The organism is Achromobacter sp., assembly GCF_050285565.1.
Taxonomy (GTDB): Bacteria; Pseudomonadota; Gammaproteobacteria; order Burkholderiales; family Burkholderiaceae_B; genus Achromobacter.
Genome location: NZ_JBLZXG010000008.1, coordinates 126,587 through 141,730, shown reverse-complemented (window position 1 = coordinate 141,730; position 15,144 = coordinate 126,587). Strand labels below are relative to the sequence as shown.

Sequence of the window (15,144 nt, the reverse complement as noted above, 5' to 3'; positions counted from 1 at the left end):
GAAGCAGGCCGGCGGCAAGCCGCCGGCCCGGCGCGGCATCAGGGCAGGATCGCGACCTGGTCCAGGCCGACGGTCTCGGCGAAACCAAACATCAGGTTCATGTTCTGCACGGCCTGACCGGCCGCGCCCTTCACCAGGTTGTCTTGCACCACCATGATGATGAGCTGATCGCCGCCGCCCGGACGCGCCAGCGCGATGCGCAGGTTGTTGGAAGCGCGCACCGAACGTGTCTCGGGCAGGCTGCCGGCGGGCATGACGTCGACGAACGGCTCGTCGGCGTAGCGCTGCTCGAACAGGGCCTGGAAGTCGGTGTCGCGCGCCTCGGGCTTGATGCGGGCGTAGAGCGTCGAATACATGCCGCGGATCATGGGCACCAGGTGCGGCACGAAGGTCAGGCCCACCTTGCCGCCGGCGATCTTTTCAAGCTGGGCGACGATTTCCGGATGATGGCGGTGACCGGCCACGCCGTAGGCCTTGAAATTGTCCGAAGCTTCGGAGAACAGCGAGCCGACTTCGGCCTTGCGGCCGGCGCCCGAGACGCCCGACTTGCAGTCGGCGATCAGGGTCTGCGCATCGACCAGTTGCTTGCCGCCCTCGAGCAGCGGGGCCAGCCCCAGCAACACGGTGGTCGGGTAGCAGCCCGGGTTGCCGATGACGCGCGCCTTGGCGATGGCTTCGCGGTTCAGCTCGACCAGGCCATACTGGGATTCAGCCAGGATATCCGGGCAGGTATGGGGAATCTTGTACCAGCGCTCGAAGGTGGGCACATCCTGCAGGCGGAAGTCCGCGGCCAGGTCGATGACCTTGGTGCCGGCGGCGATCAGTTCCTGGGCCTGGGCCATGGCCACGCCATGGGGGGTGGCGAAGAACACCACGTCGCAGTCGGTCAGCGTGGCCTTTTCCGGCGCGGAAAAGGCGATCCGTACGCGGCCGCGCAGGTTCGGGTACATGTCGGCCACCGGCAGCCCGTCTTCCTTGCGGGACGTGATGGCGGTCAATTCCACATGGGGATGCTGCGACAGCAAGCGCAGCAGTTCGACGCCGGTATAACCGGTGCCGCCGACGATACCAACCTTGATACGGGTGTTCGATGCTTGGGCCATGATGTGTGCTCTTCGGAGAACGAGGCTCGATTGTATCGCTCGGACAACCGGCCTTGCCGCCGCGCGGCGACCGGAGTCCGACCGGACGAAGCCCGCGGAGTTGCGCGGGCCTTGGGCGGGGCCAGGGCCCCGGGATGTAAAAAAAGCCCGCACGAGGCGGGCTTTTTTCGCAGCGATTAACGCTTGCTGAACTGCTTGCGACGGCGCGCCTTGCGGAAGCCGACCTTCTTGCGTTCGACTTCGCGGGCATCGCGGGTCACGAAACCCGCTTGCGACAGCGCGGGCTTCAGGGTCGCGTCGTAGTCGATCAGGGCACGCGTGATGCCGTGACGGACTGCGCCGGCCTGGCCGGTTTCACCGCCGCCGTGCACGTTGACCTTGATGTCGAACGATTCCAGGTGGCCGGTCAGTTCCAGCGGCTGGCGCACGACCATGCGGCCGGTTTCGCGGGCGAAGAACTCGTCGACGGGCTTGCCGTTGACGACGATCTTACCCGTGCCCTTCTTGATGAAAACGCGAGCCACCGAAGTTTTGCGACGGCCGGTTCCGTAATTCCAGTTACCGATCATGGCGTTTCCTTAGATATCCAGCGTCTTGGGCTGCTGGGCGGTGTGCGGGTGCTCGGCACCGGCATAGACCTTCAGCTTCTTGATCATGGCGTAGCCCAGAGGACCCTTGGGCAGCATGCCCTTGACGGCCTTCTGAATGGCACGGCCGGGAAAACGCTCTTGCATTTTCTCGAAGTTCGTTTCACGGATACCGCCCGGGTACGTCGTGTGGCGGAAGTACTTCTTGTCTTTCGCCTTGGCGCCGGTAACAACGATATCGGACGCGTTGATGATGACGATGTAGTCACCGGTATCAACGTGAGGCGTGAATTCAGGTTTGTGCTTGCCACGCAGACGACGTGCGACTTCGCTGGCCACACGACCGAGGACTTTGCCCTTGGCGTCGATCACAAACCAGTCACGTTGGACTTCATGCGGCTTGGCCACAAAGGTCTTCATGATGGTTCCTAGATATGAAAAATGGTCTCTGACTGGACGATCCAGCCAGGCTTTTTCCCTCAACTAGACAATGGAGCCGGCATCTTTCCAGCCGATGGCCTTTAGCCAATCCGCCGGGTTTGAGCCGATCCTTTGTCCCTATCGACGTCCCGCCTAAGCGTTATTACCCGCCCGTGCAATGGTCAAAATGAGGGAAAGCCTGAAATTCTACCACGGATGCTCAAAAAATGGGCAGCCGCTGTCGAATCCAGGTGGATGGACAGCCGTCCCCCAGGGGAACGACTGTCGCATTTTTAAAGGGGACACAAGTGCGCGCCGCTGGAAACCCCGCCAGCGCGCTCCGGCGCCCCTTCCCCGCTCCGCGGCGCGGATCACGCGCCCAGGTAGGCTTCCAGCACCCGCGGATGGCCCAGCAGCCCGCGACCGGTACCCGCCAGCGCCATGGCGCCGTTCTCCAACACGTAGCCGTGCTGGGCGATCTTGAGCGCCTGGCGCACGTTCTGCTCCACCAGGAACAGGGTCAGGCCGTCGGCGTTGATCGCGCGCAGCGAGCGGAAGATCTCCTGCACCACGATCGGCGCCAGGCCCATCGACGGTTCGTCCAGCAGCAGCAAGCGCGGCTTGGCCATCAGGGCGCGGCCGATCGCCAGCATCTGCTGCTCGCCGCCGGAGAGGTTGCCGGCGATGCCGGTAATCCGCTCTTTCAGGCGCGGGAACAGGTTGAAAACGTATTCCAGGTCCGAGTCGATGTTCTTGAGGCCGCGGCGGTAGGCGCCCAGCTCGAGGTTCTCCAGCACCGTCATGGTGGTGAGGATGGCCCGGCCTTCCGGCACCTGGACGATGCCGCGGGCCACCAACTGGTGCGGCGCCAGGTTGGTGACGTCCTCGCCTTCGAACAGGATCTTGCCGCGCGCCTTGGGCAGCAGGCCCGACAGCGCCAGCAGCGTGGTCGACTTGCCGGCGCCATTGGCGCCGACCAGGGCGGTGATTTCCTTGGCTTGCAGGTCCAGGTCGATGCCGCGGACGGCTTCGATGTGGCCATAGTTGACCTCGAGCCCGCGGACTTCCAGCATTGCGCTCATTGTGCGGCCTCCGCGTTTTCGGTGTCGTCGTCGTCCTCGCGGCCCAGGTAGGCCTCGATGACCTGCTCGTTGTTGCGGATCTCTTCAGGTCCGCCGCAGGCGATGATCTTGCCGAAGTTCAGCACCGCGATGCGTTCGCACAGCCCCATCACGAAACGCATGTCGTGCTCGATCATGAGGATGGTGTAGCCGCGGTCGCGGATCGCCAGGATCTCGCGCATCAGCTCGGCGCGCTCGCCGGTGTTCATGCCGGCCACCGGCTCGTCCAGCAGCAGCAGCTTGGGCTCGGTGGCCAGCGCGCGCGCCAGCTCCAGCCGGCGCTGCTCGCCGTACGACAGGTTGTCGGCCAGGTCGTTGGCCTTGTGATCCAGGCGCATCCACGTCAGCAGCTCGTGAGCGCGCTCGCGGGCGCGCTTCTCGTGCTCGCGGTAGCCCGGCAGGCCCAGCAGCAGGCTGGGGAAACCGTAGTTCATGTGGCGGTAGGCGCCCACCACCACGTTTTCCAGCAGCGTCATCTCCTTGAAGAGGCGGATGTTCTGGAAGGTGCGGGCGATGCCCATGCGGGTGATGGCGTGCGGCTTCCTGCGCAGCAGGCTTTCACCATTGAAGGTGATGCCGCCGCCGCTGGGCGGCAGCAGGCCGGTGATCAGGTTGAACACCGTGGTCTTGCCGGCGCCGTTGGGGCCGATCAGGCCGAAGATCGCGCCTTCGGGCACCGACAGACTGACGTCATGCAGCACGTGCAGGCCGCCGAAGCTCTTGGAAACGGAGGTCAGCTCAAGCATGGCGCTTGCCTCCTTGACGCATCCAGCGCTTGAAGCGCGCCGGATCCCAGATGCCTTGCGGCAGGAACAGCACAATCACCACCAGGATCACTCCGTTGATGACCAGGCGGAAATCCGCGAAGCCGCGCAGCATCTCGGGCAGCACGGTGATGATGAAGCTGCCCAGCACGGGGCCGGCCAGGCCGCCGATACCGCCCAGGATGGCCATCGTCAGGATTTCAACGCCACGGTCGAAGCCGTATTCGTTGGGGCCGATGAAGAAGGTCAGGTGCGCATTGAGGGCGCCGGCCAGGCCGGCGATCATGGCGCCCGCCACGAAGGCCAGCATCTTGTTAGCGCGCACGTCGATGCCCATCAGGCCGGCCGCGGTCTCGTCGCCGCGGATGGCCTCGAAGGCGCGTCCGATCTTGGAGGCGCGCACGCGCCACAGCACGAACAGGACGATGACGACCGCCAGGATCACGTGCCACCACTGCGTCAGTTGCGGAATGCCGTTAAGGCCCAGCGCGCCGCCGGTGATCGACTCGGTGTTCAGCACCGTCACCCGCACCACTTCGCCGAAGCCCAGCGTGGCCATGGCCAGATAGACCCCGGACAGCCGCAAGGTCGGCAGGCCGATCAGCGCCGCCACCAGGGCCGGCGCCGCCATGCCGCCGGCCAGCGCCACCGGGAACGAGACGTCGTAGTTCATGGTGAGCAACGCCGCCGCGTAGGCGCCGATGCCCATGAAGGCCGCATTGGCCATGGCCAGCATGCCGCAGGCAAGCGTCAGCCAGATGGAGAGCGCCAGCAGGGCGTTGGTGCCGAGCGTCAGCACCAGGTTGCCATAGATGGCCCAGAAGTTTTCGAATCCGCTCATACTCAAGCCTTGCGTTGAACCACTTTGCCGAACAGACCTTGCGGGCGCACCAGCAGGATCAGGAACAGCAGGCCGAATGCCACCGCGTCGCGCATGGTGGAGCCGATATAGGCCACCGACAGCACTTCCGCGAAGCCCAGGAACAGCCCGCCCAGCATGGCGCCACGGATGTCGCCCATGCCGCCCAGAATGATGACCGCGATGCCCTTGTGCAGCATCGGCTGGCCCATCAGCGGGAACAGCGCGTTCGAGTACAGGCCGATCAGCACGCCCGCGACCCCACCCAACGCGGCGGCGGCGAACGAGGTGGTGACGAAGAGCTTTTCGACGTTGATGCCCAGCAGCCAGGCGGCCTTGGGCGATTCGGCGATGGCGCGCAGGGCGCGGCCGAACTGCGTGCGGCGCATCACGAACATCAACAGGGCCATCAGCGCGAACGACAGGAAGATGATGCCCAGTTCGATCACGGTCAGGTGCAGACCGGCGATCTCGATGACGTCCTCGGGCACGGTGCCGTGCGGGAAGCGCAGGTTGCCGGCGCCGAAGATGCCTTGCGCGCCGTTGTTCAGGATGATGCCCACGCCGATCGTGGCGATCATGGGGATCAGGTGGGGAGCATTGCGCTTGCGCAGCGGCTTGAGCACCAGGTAGTCGATGATGACCCCGGTGAAACCGGCGACGAAAAATGCCACCATCAGGGCCGCCCACAGGGGCAGGCCGAAATGCTGCACCACGGAGAGCGCCGCATAGGCCCCCACCATGAAGACGGCGCCATGCGCGAGGTTGATCACCCCGAGCACGCCGAATACCAGCGTGAAACCCAGCGCGAACAGTGCGTACACACAGCCCAGCGACAAGGCGTTAACGAATTGTTGTTCCAACATGATGGGACATATTCCAAATCAAAAAAGAGCCCCCACGCCGCGCCCCCCGCGTGGACTTGCCGCTCGCCAGGCCCGGCTTCGAAACCCGGGGCAGGCCTGTGTAAGGCCTTCCACGCCGCGCATTGCGTGGATCTGCCGCCCTGAGAGAGCCGTTTTATTCCTGGGGAGTCCTACGATAAAAAGCGCCTTGCGGACCGCGGCCAGCCGCCGTCCGCAAGGCGCATCCCCCCGCGCGGGGATGCCGACTGCTTACTTCTCGATGACGTACTTGCCGTCTTTGGTCACGCTGACGATCGGCGCCTGATCGGCGTCGTAGCCGGCGGGTTTGCCGGCACGGTCGGTGGCCTGGCGGAACTTGAAGGCGCCGGTGGCGCCGGTCCATTGCACCGACGGCAGCGCGTCGCGCAGGGCGGCGCGGTCCTTGGCCAGTTCACCGGTGATCTTGGTGTTCTTCAGGGCCTGGGCGACGATATACATGGCGTCGTACGACTGCGCGGCGAACTGGTCGGGCGCGCCATTGAACTTGGCCTTGTAGGCGTCGATGAACTTGACGTTCTCGGGGGCCTTGTTCTCGATCGACCACGGGCTGCCGATCCACAGGTTGTTCGACGCGCCGCCGGGGGCCAGGTCGAAGATCTTGACCGAGTTCATGCCGTTGCCGCCGATGACGGGCACGTTCAGGCCCAGTTGGCGGGCCTGCACCATGATCGGGGCGCCTTCGGCCAGCAGCGCGGACAGCACGATGGCGTCGGGGTTGGTGCCCTTGATCTTGGTCAGCTGGGCCTTGAAGTCCACGTCGCCCTTGGCGAACGTTTCGGTCGTGGTGACCGGGATCTTCTGGTCTTCCAGGGCCTTCTTGAAGTTGTCGTAGCCGCTCTTGGTGAAGACGTCGTCGTTGCCGTAGAGCACCGCCACGTTCTTCAGGCCGGTCTTGGCCTTGACGGTGGAGATGGTGGCGGGCAGCACGTCGGCTTCGGTGACCGAGTTGCGGAACACGTAGTTGCCGATGGAGGTGATGCCGTCGGCGGTGTTGGAGGTGCCGAAGGCGACCGTCTTGGCGGCCTGGGCGATCGGGTCGGCGGCCTGGGCCGAGTTCGACAGCGTCGGGCCGAACACCATCAGGACGTTGTCCTTGAAGATCAGTTTCTTGAAGACGTTGATCGCTTCTTCTTTCTTGCCTTGCTCGTCCTCGACCACCAGCACGATCTTGTTGCCATTGATCCCGCCCGCGGCGTTGATCTCGTCGGCCGCCAACTGGAAGCCGTTGCGGATCGACACGCCGTACTGGGCGGCGCCGCCGGACAGGGCCTCGGCCACGCCCAGCTTGAGGTCGGCCGCATGGGCAGCCGGGACGATACCGGCGGCGATGAGCGCGGCCAGCAGCTTCTTGGTCTTGGATTGCATGGTTGATACCACCTTAAAGTCTGTCTCGGAATGTTGGTTATCCAGGCCAGGATGTTCCCGCCGGATTGACGTCCAATGGCGCGTGAAGGCGTCACGTTTGCGCGTCAAGACCCGGGATATTACTCCTTTGTATCAGGCCGAAACTCGAATGCCGTTCAACAAAAGGAGCAAAACCGCCCATTTTTTTGTAAAAAACACGGGGTTATCAGCGAAAACCCCACCTCCCGCCGAATGCCATTCGGCACCCGGCCCTGCCATCAGCTGCGCGCGGAGAGCGCCACGCCCAGGTACTGGTCGTAGGCCCCCTCGGTCAGGCGGAACCAGGGCATCGCGTGGTCGCGAAAGCCCATGTAGTTGTCATGGATCGCCTTGAACTTGGGGTCTTTCTCGCCCAAGTCCTGGTAGACCTGCTGGCTGGCCTCGAACGCGGCGTCCATCACCGAGCGCGGCAAGGCCCGCACCTGGGTGCCCGCCGCGACCAACTGGGCCAGGGCCGCCGGATTGCGGGCGGCATAGGCCGCGGTAGTGCGGGTATGCGCCGCCAGGACGGCGGCCTCGAGCACCGCCTGATAGTGCTTGGGCAGCTTGGCCCAGGCATCTTCATTGATATAGAGCGACAACTGTTCACTGGCGGCCCACCAACTGGGGCCGTAATAGAACTTCGCGATCTTGTTCAGGCCCAGTTTGCCGTCATCGTAGGCGCCGGCGCCCGCCACCGCGTCCGGGAGGGGCCTGGCGGCGCCATCGGCCGGCTTGGCGCCATCGGCCGGCTTGGCCGCATCTGTTGGCTTGGCCGCATCGACCGGCTTTGCTGCGTCGGCGGGTTTCGCGTCCTTGGCCGCCTCGGCGCCCTTCGCGTCATTGTCCTGCGCGGCCGCGCCGGCCTGCTGCGTCGCCACGCCCAGGCGCGCCAGCACTTGCGCCGCCAGGCCGTCGACGCGCATCTTCAGGTCTTTCAGGTCGGTGGCGCGCTTGATCTCGCGGTTGGACCACAGGCCCATCTGTGGGCCGGTGTTGCCAAGCGGAAAGTTGATGATCTTGTGCGCCTTGAACAGTTCGCGCGTCAGGCGCAGGCCGTCGCCTTCGAGCATCCAGGCGTCCATTAGCGCGGCGTCCAGGCCGAACGGCACAGCCGCATCGAAGCAAAAGGCGGGATTCCTGGCGAAATAGACGGCCGACGACACGTGGGCGCACTCGACCTTGGCGGCGCCAACCGCGTCCATCAGTTCCGTCGCGGGCGCGATCTCGCCGTCGGCCAGCTGCGTGATGCTGAACTTGCCGCCGGTGGCATCGGAGACGAACTTGCGCAAGCGCTCGCCGGCCCCGAAACGCAGATCCAGCGCGGCCGGAAAGCCGGACGCCAGGCGCCAGCTGACCGAGGGCGAATCCTGCGCCAGGACGGGAGCACTGACCGCCGCCCCCGCCGCCACGGCGCCCAGGCCGGCCTGCTTCAAGAATGAACGTCGTTGCATCTCTTTGCTCCTATGCGGCGATACCAGTTCGAGCAATACCCGCCGGATATTACACGTTGCAATCGCCCCTGGCGGCTAGAGGAATTCCCGAGCGGTCAAGGATTGCAAAGACGGGCAAAGCCGCGTCCGGCAAACGGCGCCGCAACGACAACGCCCGCCTGGCCGGGCCGCGCGAGACCCGCCCAGGCGGGCGTCTTGACGATGACGCGCGGATCAGGTGCCCGCGATCGCCATCTGCTCGATCAGGATCGAGCCGGTGGTCTTGGTGCCGCGCGAGATGGTGTCGGCGCCCACCGCGACGATCTGGCGGAACATGTCCGACAGGTTGCCGGCGATGGTGACTTCCTGCACCGCGTGCTGGATCTGACCGTTCTCGACCCAGTAGCCGAACGCGCCGCGCGAGTAGTCGCCGGTGACGTAGTTCACGCCCTGCCCGATCAACTCGGTGACCAGGAAGCCTGTGCCCATCTTCTTGAGCATCGCTTCGAAATCATCGCCAGGGCGCGTCAGCGTGGAGCTGAACACCAGGTTGTGCGAGCCGCCGGCGTTGCCGGTGGTCTGCATGCCGAGCTTGCGCGCGGTGTACGAAGACAGGAAATAGCCTTCCAGCACGCCGGCCGACACGACATTGCGCTTGCGGGTGCGCACGCCTTCGTCGTCGAACGGCGAGCTGCCCATGGCGCCGCGGATGTGCGGGTCTTCGGTCAGGTTGATGTGTTCCGGAAAGATCGGCTTGCCCAGCGCATCGAGCAGGAAGCTGGCCTTGCGGTACAGCGCGCCGCCGTTGGCGGCCTGCGTCAGGGCGCCCACCAGGCCGAGCGCCAGCGGCGCCTCGAACAGCACCGGGAACTTGCCCGTGCGGATGCGGCGCGCCGACAGGCGCGACAGGGTGCGTTCGGCGGCGTAGCGGCCGACGGCCTCCGGCGTGGCCAGCTTGGCCGGGTCGCGCTCGGAGGTGTACCAGTAGTCGCGCTGCATGCCATTGCCGCGCCCGGCGATGGGCGCCACCGACAGACTGTGGCGCGAATACGGATAACCGCCCAGGAAGCCACGGGTGTTACCCATGACGAACTGGCCTTCGTAGGTGCCGACCGTGGCGCCGTCGGTATTGGTGATGCGGGCATCGACCTCGCGCGCGGCGCGTTCGGCGCGCAGCGCCAGCTCGGCGGCTTGCTCGGTGGAAACCGTCCAGGCGCGATGCAGGTCCAGGTCGGGAAATTCGGTGGCCAGCAGCTCGGCGTCGGGCAGGCCGGCGGCCGGATCGGCGGCGGTGTGGCGGGCGATGTGCCAGGCGGCTTCGACCGTCTGGCGCAGCGCCGCTTCGGAAAAGTCGGAGGTCGAGGCCGAGCCGCGGCTCTGGCCGGCGTAAACCGTCAGGTCGAGCGAGCGGTCACGGGTCTGTTCGACGGTCTCGATGTCGTTCTTGCGAACCGAGACCGACAGACCCAGGCTTTCGGAGACTTCGGCGGCGGCGTCCGAGGCGCCGATCTGGCGCGCGTAGGCCAGGGTTTGCTCGACGAGTTCGGAAAAACGCGCGTGATTGGCCGCCAGCGGCAAGGAGGAGGAGGATTTGACCATTGCTGTCCAATTTGCAGAGACGGTTATCATAGCCAAGTCTGTCATTGCGCAGTTTTCCATGAATTCCCATATCGAAGAAGAACCCTCCGACGGCTACGACGAGAACGGCTACGATCGTCCCAGCAAGTCGCAGATCAAGCGCGAAATGCATGCGCTGCTGGATCTCGGCAAGCAACTGATCGAACTGTCCCCCGAACGCCTCAAGCAGTTGCCCCTGGCCGAACGTCTCTACGAGGCGATCCGCGAGGCGCAGCGCACCACCAGCCGCGAAGGCCGCCGCCGCCAGACCCACTTCGTGGGCAAGCTGATGCGCGACGCGCCCGCCGACGAAATCCGCGCCCAGCTCGATGTCTGGGAAAACGGCTCGCGCGAGGAAACCGCGGCCATGCACCGCCTGGAAACCCTGCGCGACCGCCTGCTCGACGATGACGAGGCGCTGACCAAGCTGCTGAACGACAATCCGCTGGCGGACGTGCAGCAATTGCGCTCGGTGATCCGCGCCGCCCGCAAGGAAAAGCTGGCCAACGCCGCCCTGCTGCAGGGCCAGGAACCGCAGAAGAAGCACTATCGCGCCCTGTTCCAGGCGCTCAAGACCCTCAACCACTGACACCGTTGTCCATGAACGCCCCGACCGACCTGCTCGATTGCATCGAGATCGAAACCGCCCCCAACCCCAAGCACGCCGTGATCTGGCTGCACGGCCTGGGCGCCGACGGCAACGACTTCGCGCCGATCGTGCCGGAACTGGACTTGCCTGCCGGCCTGGGCGTGCGATTCGTCTTCCCCAACGCCCCGGTGCAGCGCGTCACCATCAACAACGGCATGGCGATGCGTTCCTGGTATGACATCCTGGTGATGGATCTGGTGCGGGTGGAAGACGCCAAGGGCATCCGCGCCTCGGAAGCGGCGATCCATAAGTTGATCGCGCGTGAGAATGCGCGCGGCATCCCGACGTCGAACATCGTGCTGGCGGGCTTCTCGCAAGGCTGCGCCATGACGCTGCACACCGGCTTGCGTCTGCCGGAGCAGTTGGCCGGCATGATGGGCCTGTCGGGCTACCTGCCGCTACTGGACAGCGCCGAGGCCGAGCGCGCGCCGGCCAACCAGCGCACCCCGATCTTCCTGGCACATGGCCTGTACGACCCGGTGGTTTCGCTGCCGCGCGCCGAGGCCTCGCGCGCCGAACTGGAACGCCTGGGCTACGACGTGCGCTGGCACACCTACCCGATGCCGCACTCGGTCTGCGCCGAGGAAGTGGCCGACATCTCCCGCTTCCTGAACCAGGTACTGGCGTAAAGCCGGCGGCGCGCGTCGCCCCTCCCTGGCCCGGGTTCGCCGGGCCCCTCAACGAGGGGTGATCCCATTTTGTATACCAACTGGTATTCCAGCCCCGGATTTTCCGGAGCCCGGCCACGCACGTCCATAGAGAAAAACGCCAATACCAAAACGCTTGTCGCTCGCGATCATTGAATATAGTATTCAATCCACGCCGTATTGGCCCGATCGCAAGCGCTCGGGCTTCCCTGTTGTTGCAGTCGATCCATCCCATTGGCCGTGTCGCGCCGGGTTTCGGCGAGGCATTCAGACGCAGGAGAAAGTCCCGTGAAGTCTTTGCCATTGCCCCGCCTGGCAGCCGCGGCGCTGCTCGCCGCCGCCCTCGCCCCTTTCGCCAGCCATGGCGAAGCCTTGAATCCCCCGGTGAAAGTCCGCTACGAAGAGGTGGTGCGCTCCATCCTCTACGTACCCAAGTATGTCGCGCTGTCGCAGGGCTACTTCAAGGACGCCGGGCTGGACGTGTCCATGAAGACCTCGCAGGGCACCGACAAGGGCATGACCGCGTTGCTGTCGGGCAGCGCCGACATCGTATTGATCGGCCCCGAGGCTTCGATCTACGTGCAAAACAGCGAGTCGCCGGTCAAGCCGAAGATTTTCGCCGGCCTGACCGCCACTGACGGCTTCTTTCTGCTGGCGCGCAAGCCGGTCGAGAAATTCGACTGGAACATGCTCAAGGGCAAGGAGGTGATCGGCTTTCGGCCCGGGTCGAACCCCATCGTGTTCCTGGAGACCGCGCTGCGCAAGCACGGCCTGGATCCGCAAAAGGACGTCAAGCTGCTCAATAGCATTGGCATACCGGCGCGCGCCGGCGCCTGGATGGCCGGCCAGGGCGAATACGGCATCTTCCTGGAACCCGAGGCCGGCGAACTGGTGCGCAACGGCAAGGGCTATATCGTGGCCTCGGTCGGCCACGAGGTGGGCCAGGTGGACTACACGGTCTTCACCGCCACCGACAAGTACATCCGCGACAACCCCAAGGTGATCCAGGCCTGGACCGATGTGGTGGCGCGCGCCGAGAAATACGTCAAGGACACGCCGGCGGCGACACTGGCGCCGCAGATCATGACCTACTTCCCGGGCATGGATCCGGCCGCGGTGACCGACGCCATCGAACGCTACAAGCAGTACCAGATCTGGAAGACCACGCCGCTGGTGACGGCCGAGGCCATGAACCAGTTGCAGGACATGCTGGTCGCCAGCGCGGTGATGAAGGACAGCGCCCGCGTCAAATATGAAGACGTGGTGGTGGCGGACTTCGCCAGGAAGGTGCCGTGATGAGCGCCGTCGTCCACAACCTGAAGCCGGAGGCCGCCAGCGCCAAGATCGAGCTGCGCGATGTCTGCCTGAGCTACTTCACTCCCGAGGGCGAGACCGAGGCCCTGTCCAACGTGTCGTTCGCGCTGGCGCCGGGCGAATTCGTCAGCCTGATCGGCCAGAGCGGCTGTGGCAAGAGCACGCTGCTGTCGCTCATCGCCGGCTTGATCGCGCCGACATCGGGCGCGGTGATGATCGACGGCCAGGCGGTCACCGAACCCAACCCGCGCATCGGCTACATGCTGCAGCAGGACTATCTTTTCGAGTGGCGCACCATCCTCGACAACGTCATGCTGGGCGCCGAGATCCAGGGCCGGCGCGATGCGCGCAGCGAAGCGCGGGCGGTGCACCTGCTGGAAAAATGCGGGTTGGGCGCATTCCTGTCGCACACGCCGCGCCAACTGTCGGGCGGCATGCGCCAGCGCGCGGCGCTGGCGCGCACGCTGGTCACCGAGCCTGATGTGATTCTGCTGGACGAGCCGTTCTCGGCGCTCGACTCGCAGACCCGGCTGGCGATTTCGGACGAGGTCGTCGACATCCTGCGGCGCGAAGGCAAGACGGTGGTGCTGGTGACGCACGACATCGGCGAGGCCATCGCCATGACCGACCGCGTCATCGTGTTGTCGCGCCGGCCCGGCCGCCTCAAGAGCCAGTACCGCATCCACTATGGCGACGGCGCGCGGCCGACGCCGTTCCAGGCCCGCTCCCGGCCGGAATTCAATGCCTACTTCAAACAGCTCTGGGACGAGCTGGATGTCCATGTGGAGGGTTGAGCCGTGAACGCACCTGTCGCCAACACCGTGCCGCTGCGCGCCGTGCCCGCGCCCAGCCAGAAGTACCTGGACTACCTGCGGCGCGACCGCGCCCGCCGCCGCCACATTCGCATCGCCCAGGCGCTGCTGCTGGTGGTGTTCCTGTGCGCCTGGGAAATCCTGCCGCGCATGCACATTCTGAACCCGCTGCTGACCAGCTATCCGAGCGCGCTGTGGCCGACCTTCCTGGAGCTGTGGAACCAGGGCAACCTGGCGCACCACATCGCCACCACGCTGTCGGCCACGCTGGTGGGCTTCACGCTCAGCATGGTGATCGGCATCATCGTCGCCGCCGCGCTGTGGTGGTCGGACTTCCTGTACAAGGTGCTGGATCCATTCCTGGTGGTGGCCAATGCCATGCCGAAGATCGCCTTCGTGCCGATCTTCTACCTGTGGCTGGGGTCGGACTACGCGGTCTACGGCATGGCCGTGGCGATCGCCGTGTTCGTGACCATCATGGTGGTGTATGCCGGCTTTCGCGCCATCGACCTGAACAAGGTCAAGCTGGCCCGCACCTTCGGCGCCAGCCGCTGGCAGGTGCTGACCAAGGTGGTGCTGCCGGGCAGCGTGCCGACCCTGATCGCGGCGGTGAAGATGAACATCGGCCTGGCGCTGGTGGGCGTCATCGTCGGCGAATTCCAGTCGGCCGACTCGGGCCTGGGCTTTCTCATCATGAACGGCAGCCAGGTCTTCAAGCTGAACATCGTCATGACCGCCATCGCCATGCTGGCGCTGATCTCCAGCGTCATGTACCTGGTGGTGTACCGCATCGAGGCCGCCGTGGCGCGGCGTTACGGATAAGGAACCGCCATGCATATCCCGCAATGGGTTCAGGACCGCGTCATCGCCCGCCAGGGCTGCCTGCATCCGTACGACACCCTGCCCGGCGCCCGCACCGCGGTGGTGGTGATCGACATGCAGCAGTACTTCACGCTGCCCGGCTACCAGGGCGAATGCGCCGCAGCGCGCGGCATCATCGAGCCGGTCAACCGCCTGTGCGACGCGGTGCGCGACGCGGGCGGCACGGTGGTCTGGGTGCAGACCGCCTCCGACAACGCGGACGCCTTCTGGTCGCACCACCACGGCGTGATGCTGACGCCGGAGCGCAGCGCGCGCCGCCTGCAAACCCTGCGCCGCGACGCGCCGGGCTTCGCCCTGCATCCGGACCTGCGGCCGGCCGACAGCGACCTGCGCGTGGTCAAGCGTTTCTACAGCGCCATGGCGACGGGCTCGTCGGAACTGGAGCCGCTGCTGCGCGGGCGCGGCGTGGACACGCTGCTGATCGCCGGCACGGTCACCAACGTCTGCTGTGAATCCACCGCGCGCGACGCCATGATGCGCGACTTCCGCACCATCATGGTGGACGACGCGCTGGCCGCCGTCACCCCCGCCGAACACGAGCACGCCCTGCACGGCTGGCTGCTGTTCTTCGGCGACGTGCTGGCGGTGGACGAGGTGGCGACGCGCCTGCGGCCGGCGCAGGCCTTGCGCAAGACCGCCTGACGCCGG

At 65.6% G+C, this 15,144-nt stretch carries 16 protein-coding genes; 6 read left to right on the top strand and 10 right to left on the bottom strand.

Features of this window, described 5'->3' with window-relative positions; all coding sequences use genetic code 11:
- Nucleotides 1-38: 38 nt before the first annotated feature.
- From argC to pmbA, 10 genes are all read right to left on the bottom strand, one after another.
- Nucleotides 39-1,103 (bottom strand): N-acetyl-gamma-glutamyl-phosphate reductase, encoded by a 1,065-nt coding sequence (gene argC, locus ACN6O8_RS18190; RefSeq protein WP_427992398.1) that lies wholly within the window; start codon nt 1,101-1,103, stop codon nt 39-41.
- Between the two features lie 176 nt (nt 1,104-1,279).
- Complete coding sequence (rpsI, locus tag ACN6O8_RS18185) at nt 1,280-1,672, bottom strand: 30S ribosomal protein S9 (RefSeq protein ID WP_006388641.1); 393 nt, start codon at nt 1,670-1,672, stop codon at nt 1,280-1,282.
- A 9-nt stretch (nt 1,673-1,681) separates the two neighbouring features.
- Complete coding sequence (gene rplM / locus ACN6O8_RS18180) at nt 1,682-2,110, bottom strand: 50S ribosomal protein L13 (protein WP_008163100.1); 429 nt, start codon at nt 2,108-2,110, stop codon at nt 1,682-1,684.
- Nucleotides 2,111-2,481: 371 nt separating this feature from the next.
- The gene (locus tag ACN6O8_RS18175; protein WP_427992397.1) at nt 2,482-3,192 is read right to left on the bottom strand and encodes an ABC transporter ATP-binding protein; all 711 of its coding nucleotides are present in this window, start codon (nt 3,190-3,192) and stop codon (nt 2,482-2,484) included.
- Nucleotides 3,189-3,977: an ABC transporter ATP-binding protein gene (locus tag ACN6O8_RS18170; protein ID WP_427992396.1), complete on the bottom strand. Its 789-nt coding sequence runs from the start codon at nt 3,975-3,977 to the stop codon at nt 3,189-3,191. Before ACN6O8_RS18170 ends, ACN6O8_RS18175 begins: the two co-directional genes overlap by 4 nt.
- Nucleotides 3,970-4,836: a branched-chain amino acid ABC transporter permease gene (locus ACN6O8_RS18165; RefSeq protein WP_006392787.1), complete on the bottom strand. Its 867-nt coding sequence runs from the start codon at nt 4,834-4,836 to the stop codon at nt 3,970-3,972. The genes ACN6O8_RS18170 and ACN6O8_RS18165 overlap by 8 nt, the downstream gene beginning before the upstream one ends.
- Nucleotides 4,837-4,838: 2 nt before the next feature.
- Nucleotides 4,839-5,720, bottom strand: coding sequence for a branched-chain amino acid ABC transporter permease (locus tag ACN6O8_RS18160; protein WP_427992395.1), 882 nt, complete (start codon nt 5,718-5,720; stop codon nt 4,839-4,841).
- 249 nt (nt 5,721-5,969) lie between these two features.
- Nucleotides 5,970-7,124, bottom strand: coding sequence for an ABC transporter substrate-binding protein (locus ACN6O8_RS18155; protein WP_427992394.1), 1,155 nt, complete (start codon nt 7,122-7,124; stop codon nt 5,970-5,972).
- Nucleotides 7,125-7,381: 257 nt separating this feature from the next.
- Nucleotides 7,382-8,596 (bottom strand): TRAP transporter substrate-binding protein, encoded by a 1,215-nt coding sequence (locus tag ACN6O8_RS18150; protein ID WP_427992393.1) that lies wholly within the window; start codon nt 8,594-8,596, stop codon nt 7,382-7,384.
- Nucleotides 8,597-8,809: 213 nt separating this feature from the next.
- The gene (pmbA, locus tag ACN6O8_RS18145; RefSeq protein WP_427992392.1) at nt 8,810-10,174 is read right to left on the bottom strand and encodes a metalloprotease PmbA; all 1,365 of its coding nucleotides are present in this window, start codon (nt 10,172-10,174) and stop codon (nt 8,810-8,812) included.
- 58 nt (nt 10,175-10,232) lie between these two features.
- Between pmbA and yjgA the strand changes: the two genes are divergently transcribed.
- The 6 genes from yjgA to ACN6O8_RS18115 all read left to right on the top strand — a co-directional run bounded on the left by yjgA (nt 10,233) and on the right by ACN6O8_RS18115 (nt 15,138).
- Nucleotides 10,233-10,781 (top strand): ribosome biogenesis factor YjgA, encoded by a 549-nt coding sequence (yjgA, locus tag ACN6O8_RS18140; protein WP_427992391.1) that lies wholly within the window; start codon nt 10,233-10,235, stop codon nt 10,779-10,781.
- A gap of 11 nt (nt 10,782-10,792) precedes the next feature.
- Nucleotides 10,793-11,470: an alpha/beta hydrolase gene (locus ACN6O8_RS18135; protein WP_427992390.1), complete on the top strand. Its 678-nt coding sequence runs from the start codon at nt 10,793-10,795 to the stop codon at nt 11,468-11,470.
- Between the two features lie 306 nt (nt 11,471-11,776).
- Nucleotides 11,777-12,784: an ABC transporter substrate-binding protein gene (locus ACN6O8_RS18130; RefSeq protein ID WP_427992389.1), complete on the top strand. Its 1,008-nt coding sequence runs from the start codon at nt 11,777-11,779 to the stop codon at nt 12,782-12,784.
- Entirely contained in the window at nt 12,784-13,596 is an 813-nt protein-coding gene (locus tag ACN6O8_RS18125; RefSeq protein ID WP_427992388.1) for an ABC transporter ATP-binding protein, read from the top strand. The genes ACN6O8_RS18130 and ACN6O8_RS18125 overlap by 1 nt, the downstream gene beginning before the upstream one ends.
- 3 nt (nt 13,597-13,599) lie before the next feature.
- Complete coding sequence (locus ACN6O8_RS18120; protein ID WP_427992387.1) at nt 13,600-14,436, top strand: ABC transporter permease; 837 nt, start codon at nt 13,600-13,602, stop codon at nt 14,434-14,436.
- Between the two features lie 9 nt (nt 14,437-14,445).
- Complete coding sequence (locus ACN6O8_RS18115) at nt 14,446-15,138, top strand: isochorismatase family protein (protein WP_427992386.1); 693 nt, start codon at nt 14,446-14,448, stop codon at nt 15,136-15,138.
- Nucleotides 15,139-15,144 lie beyond the last annotated feature (6 nt).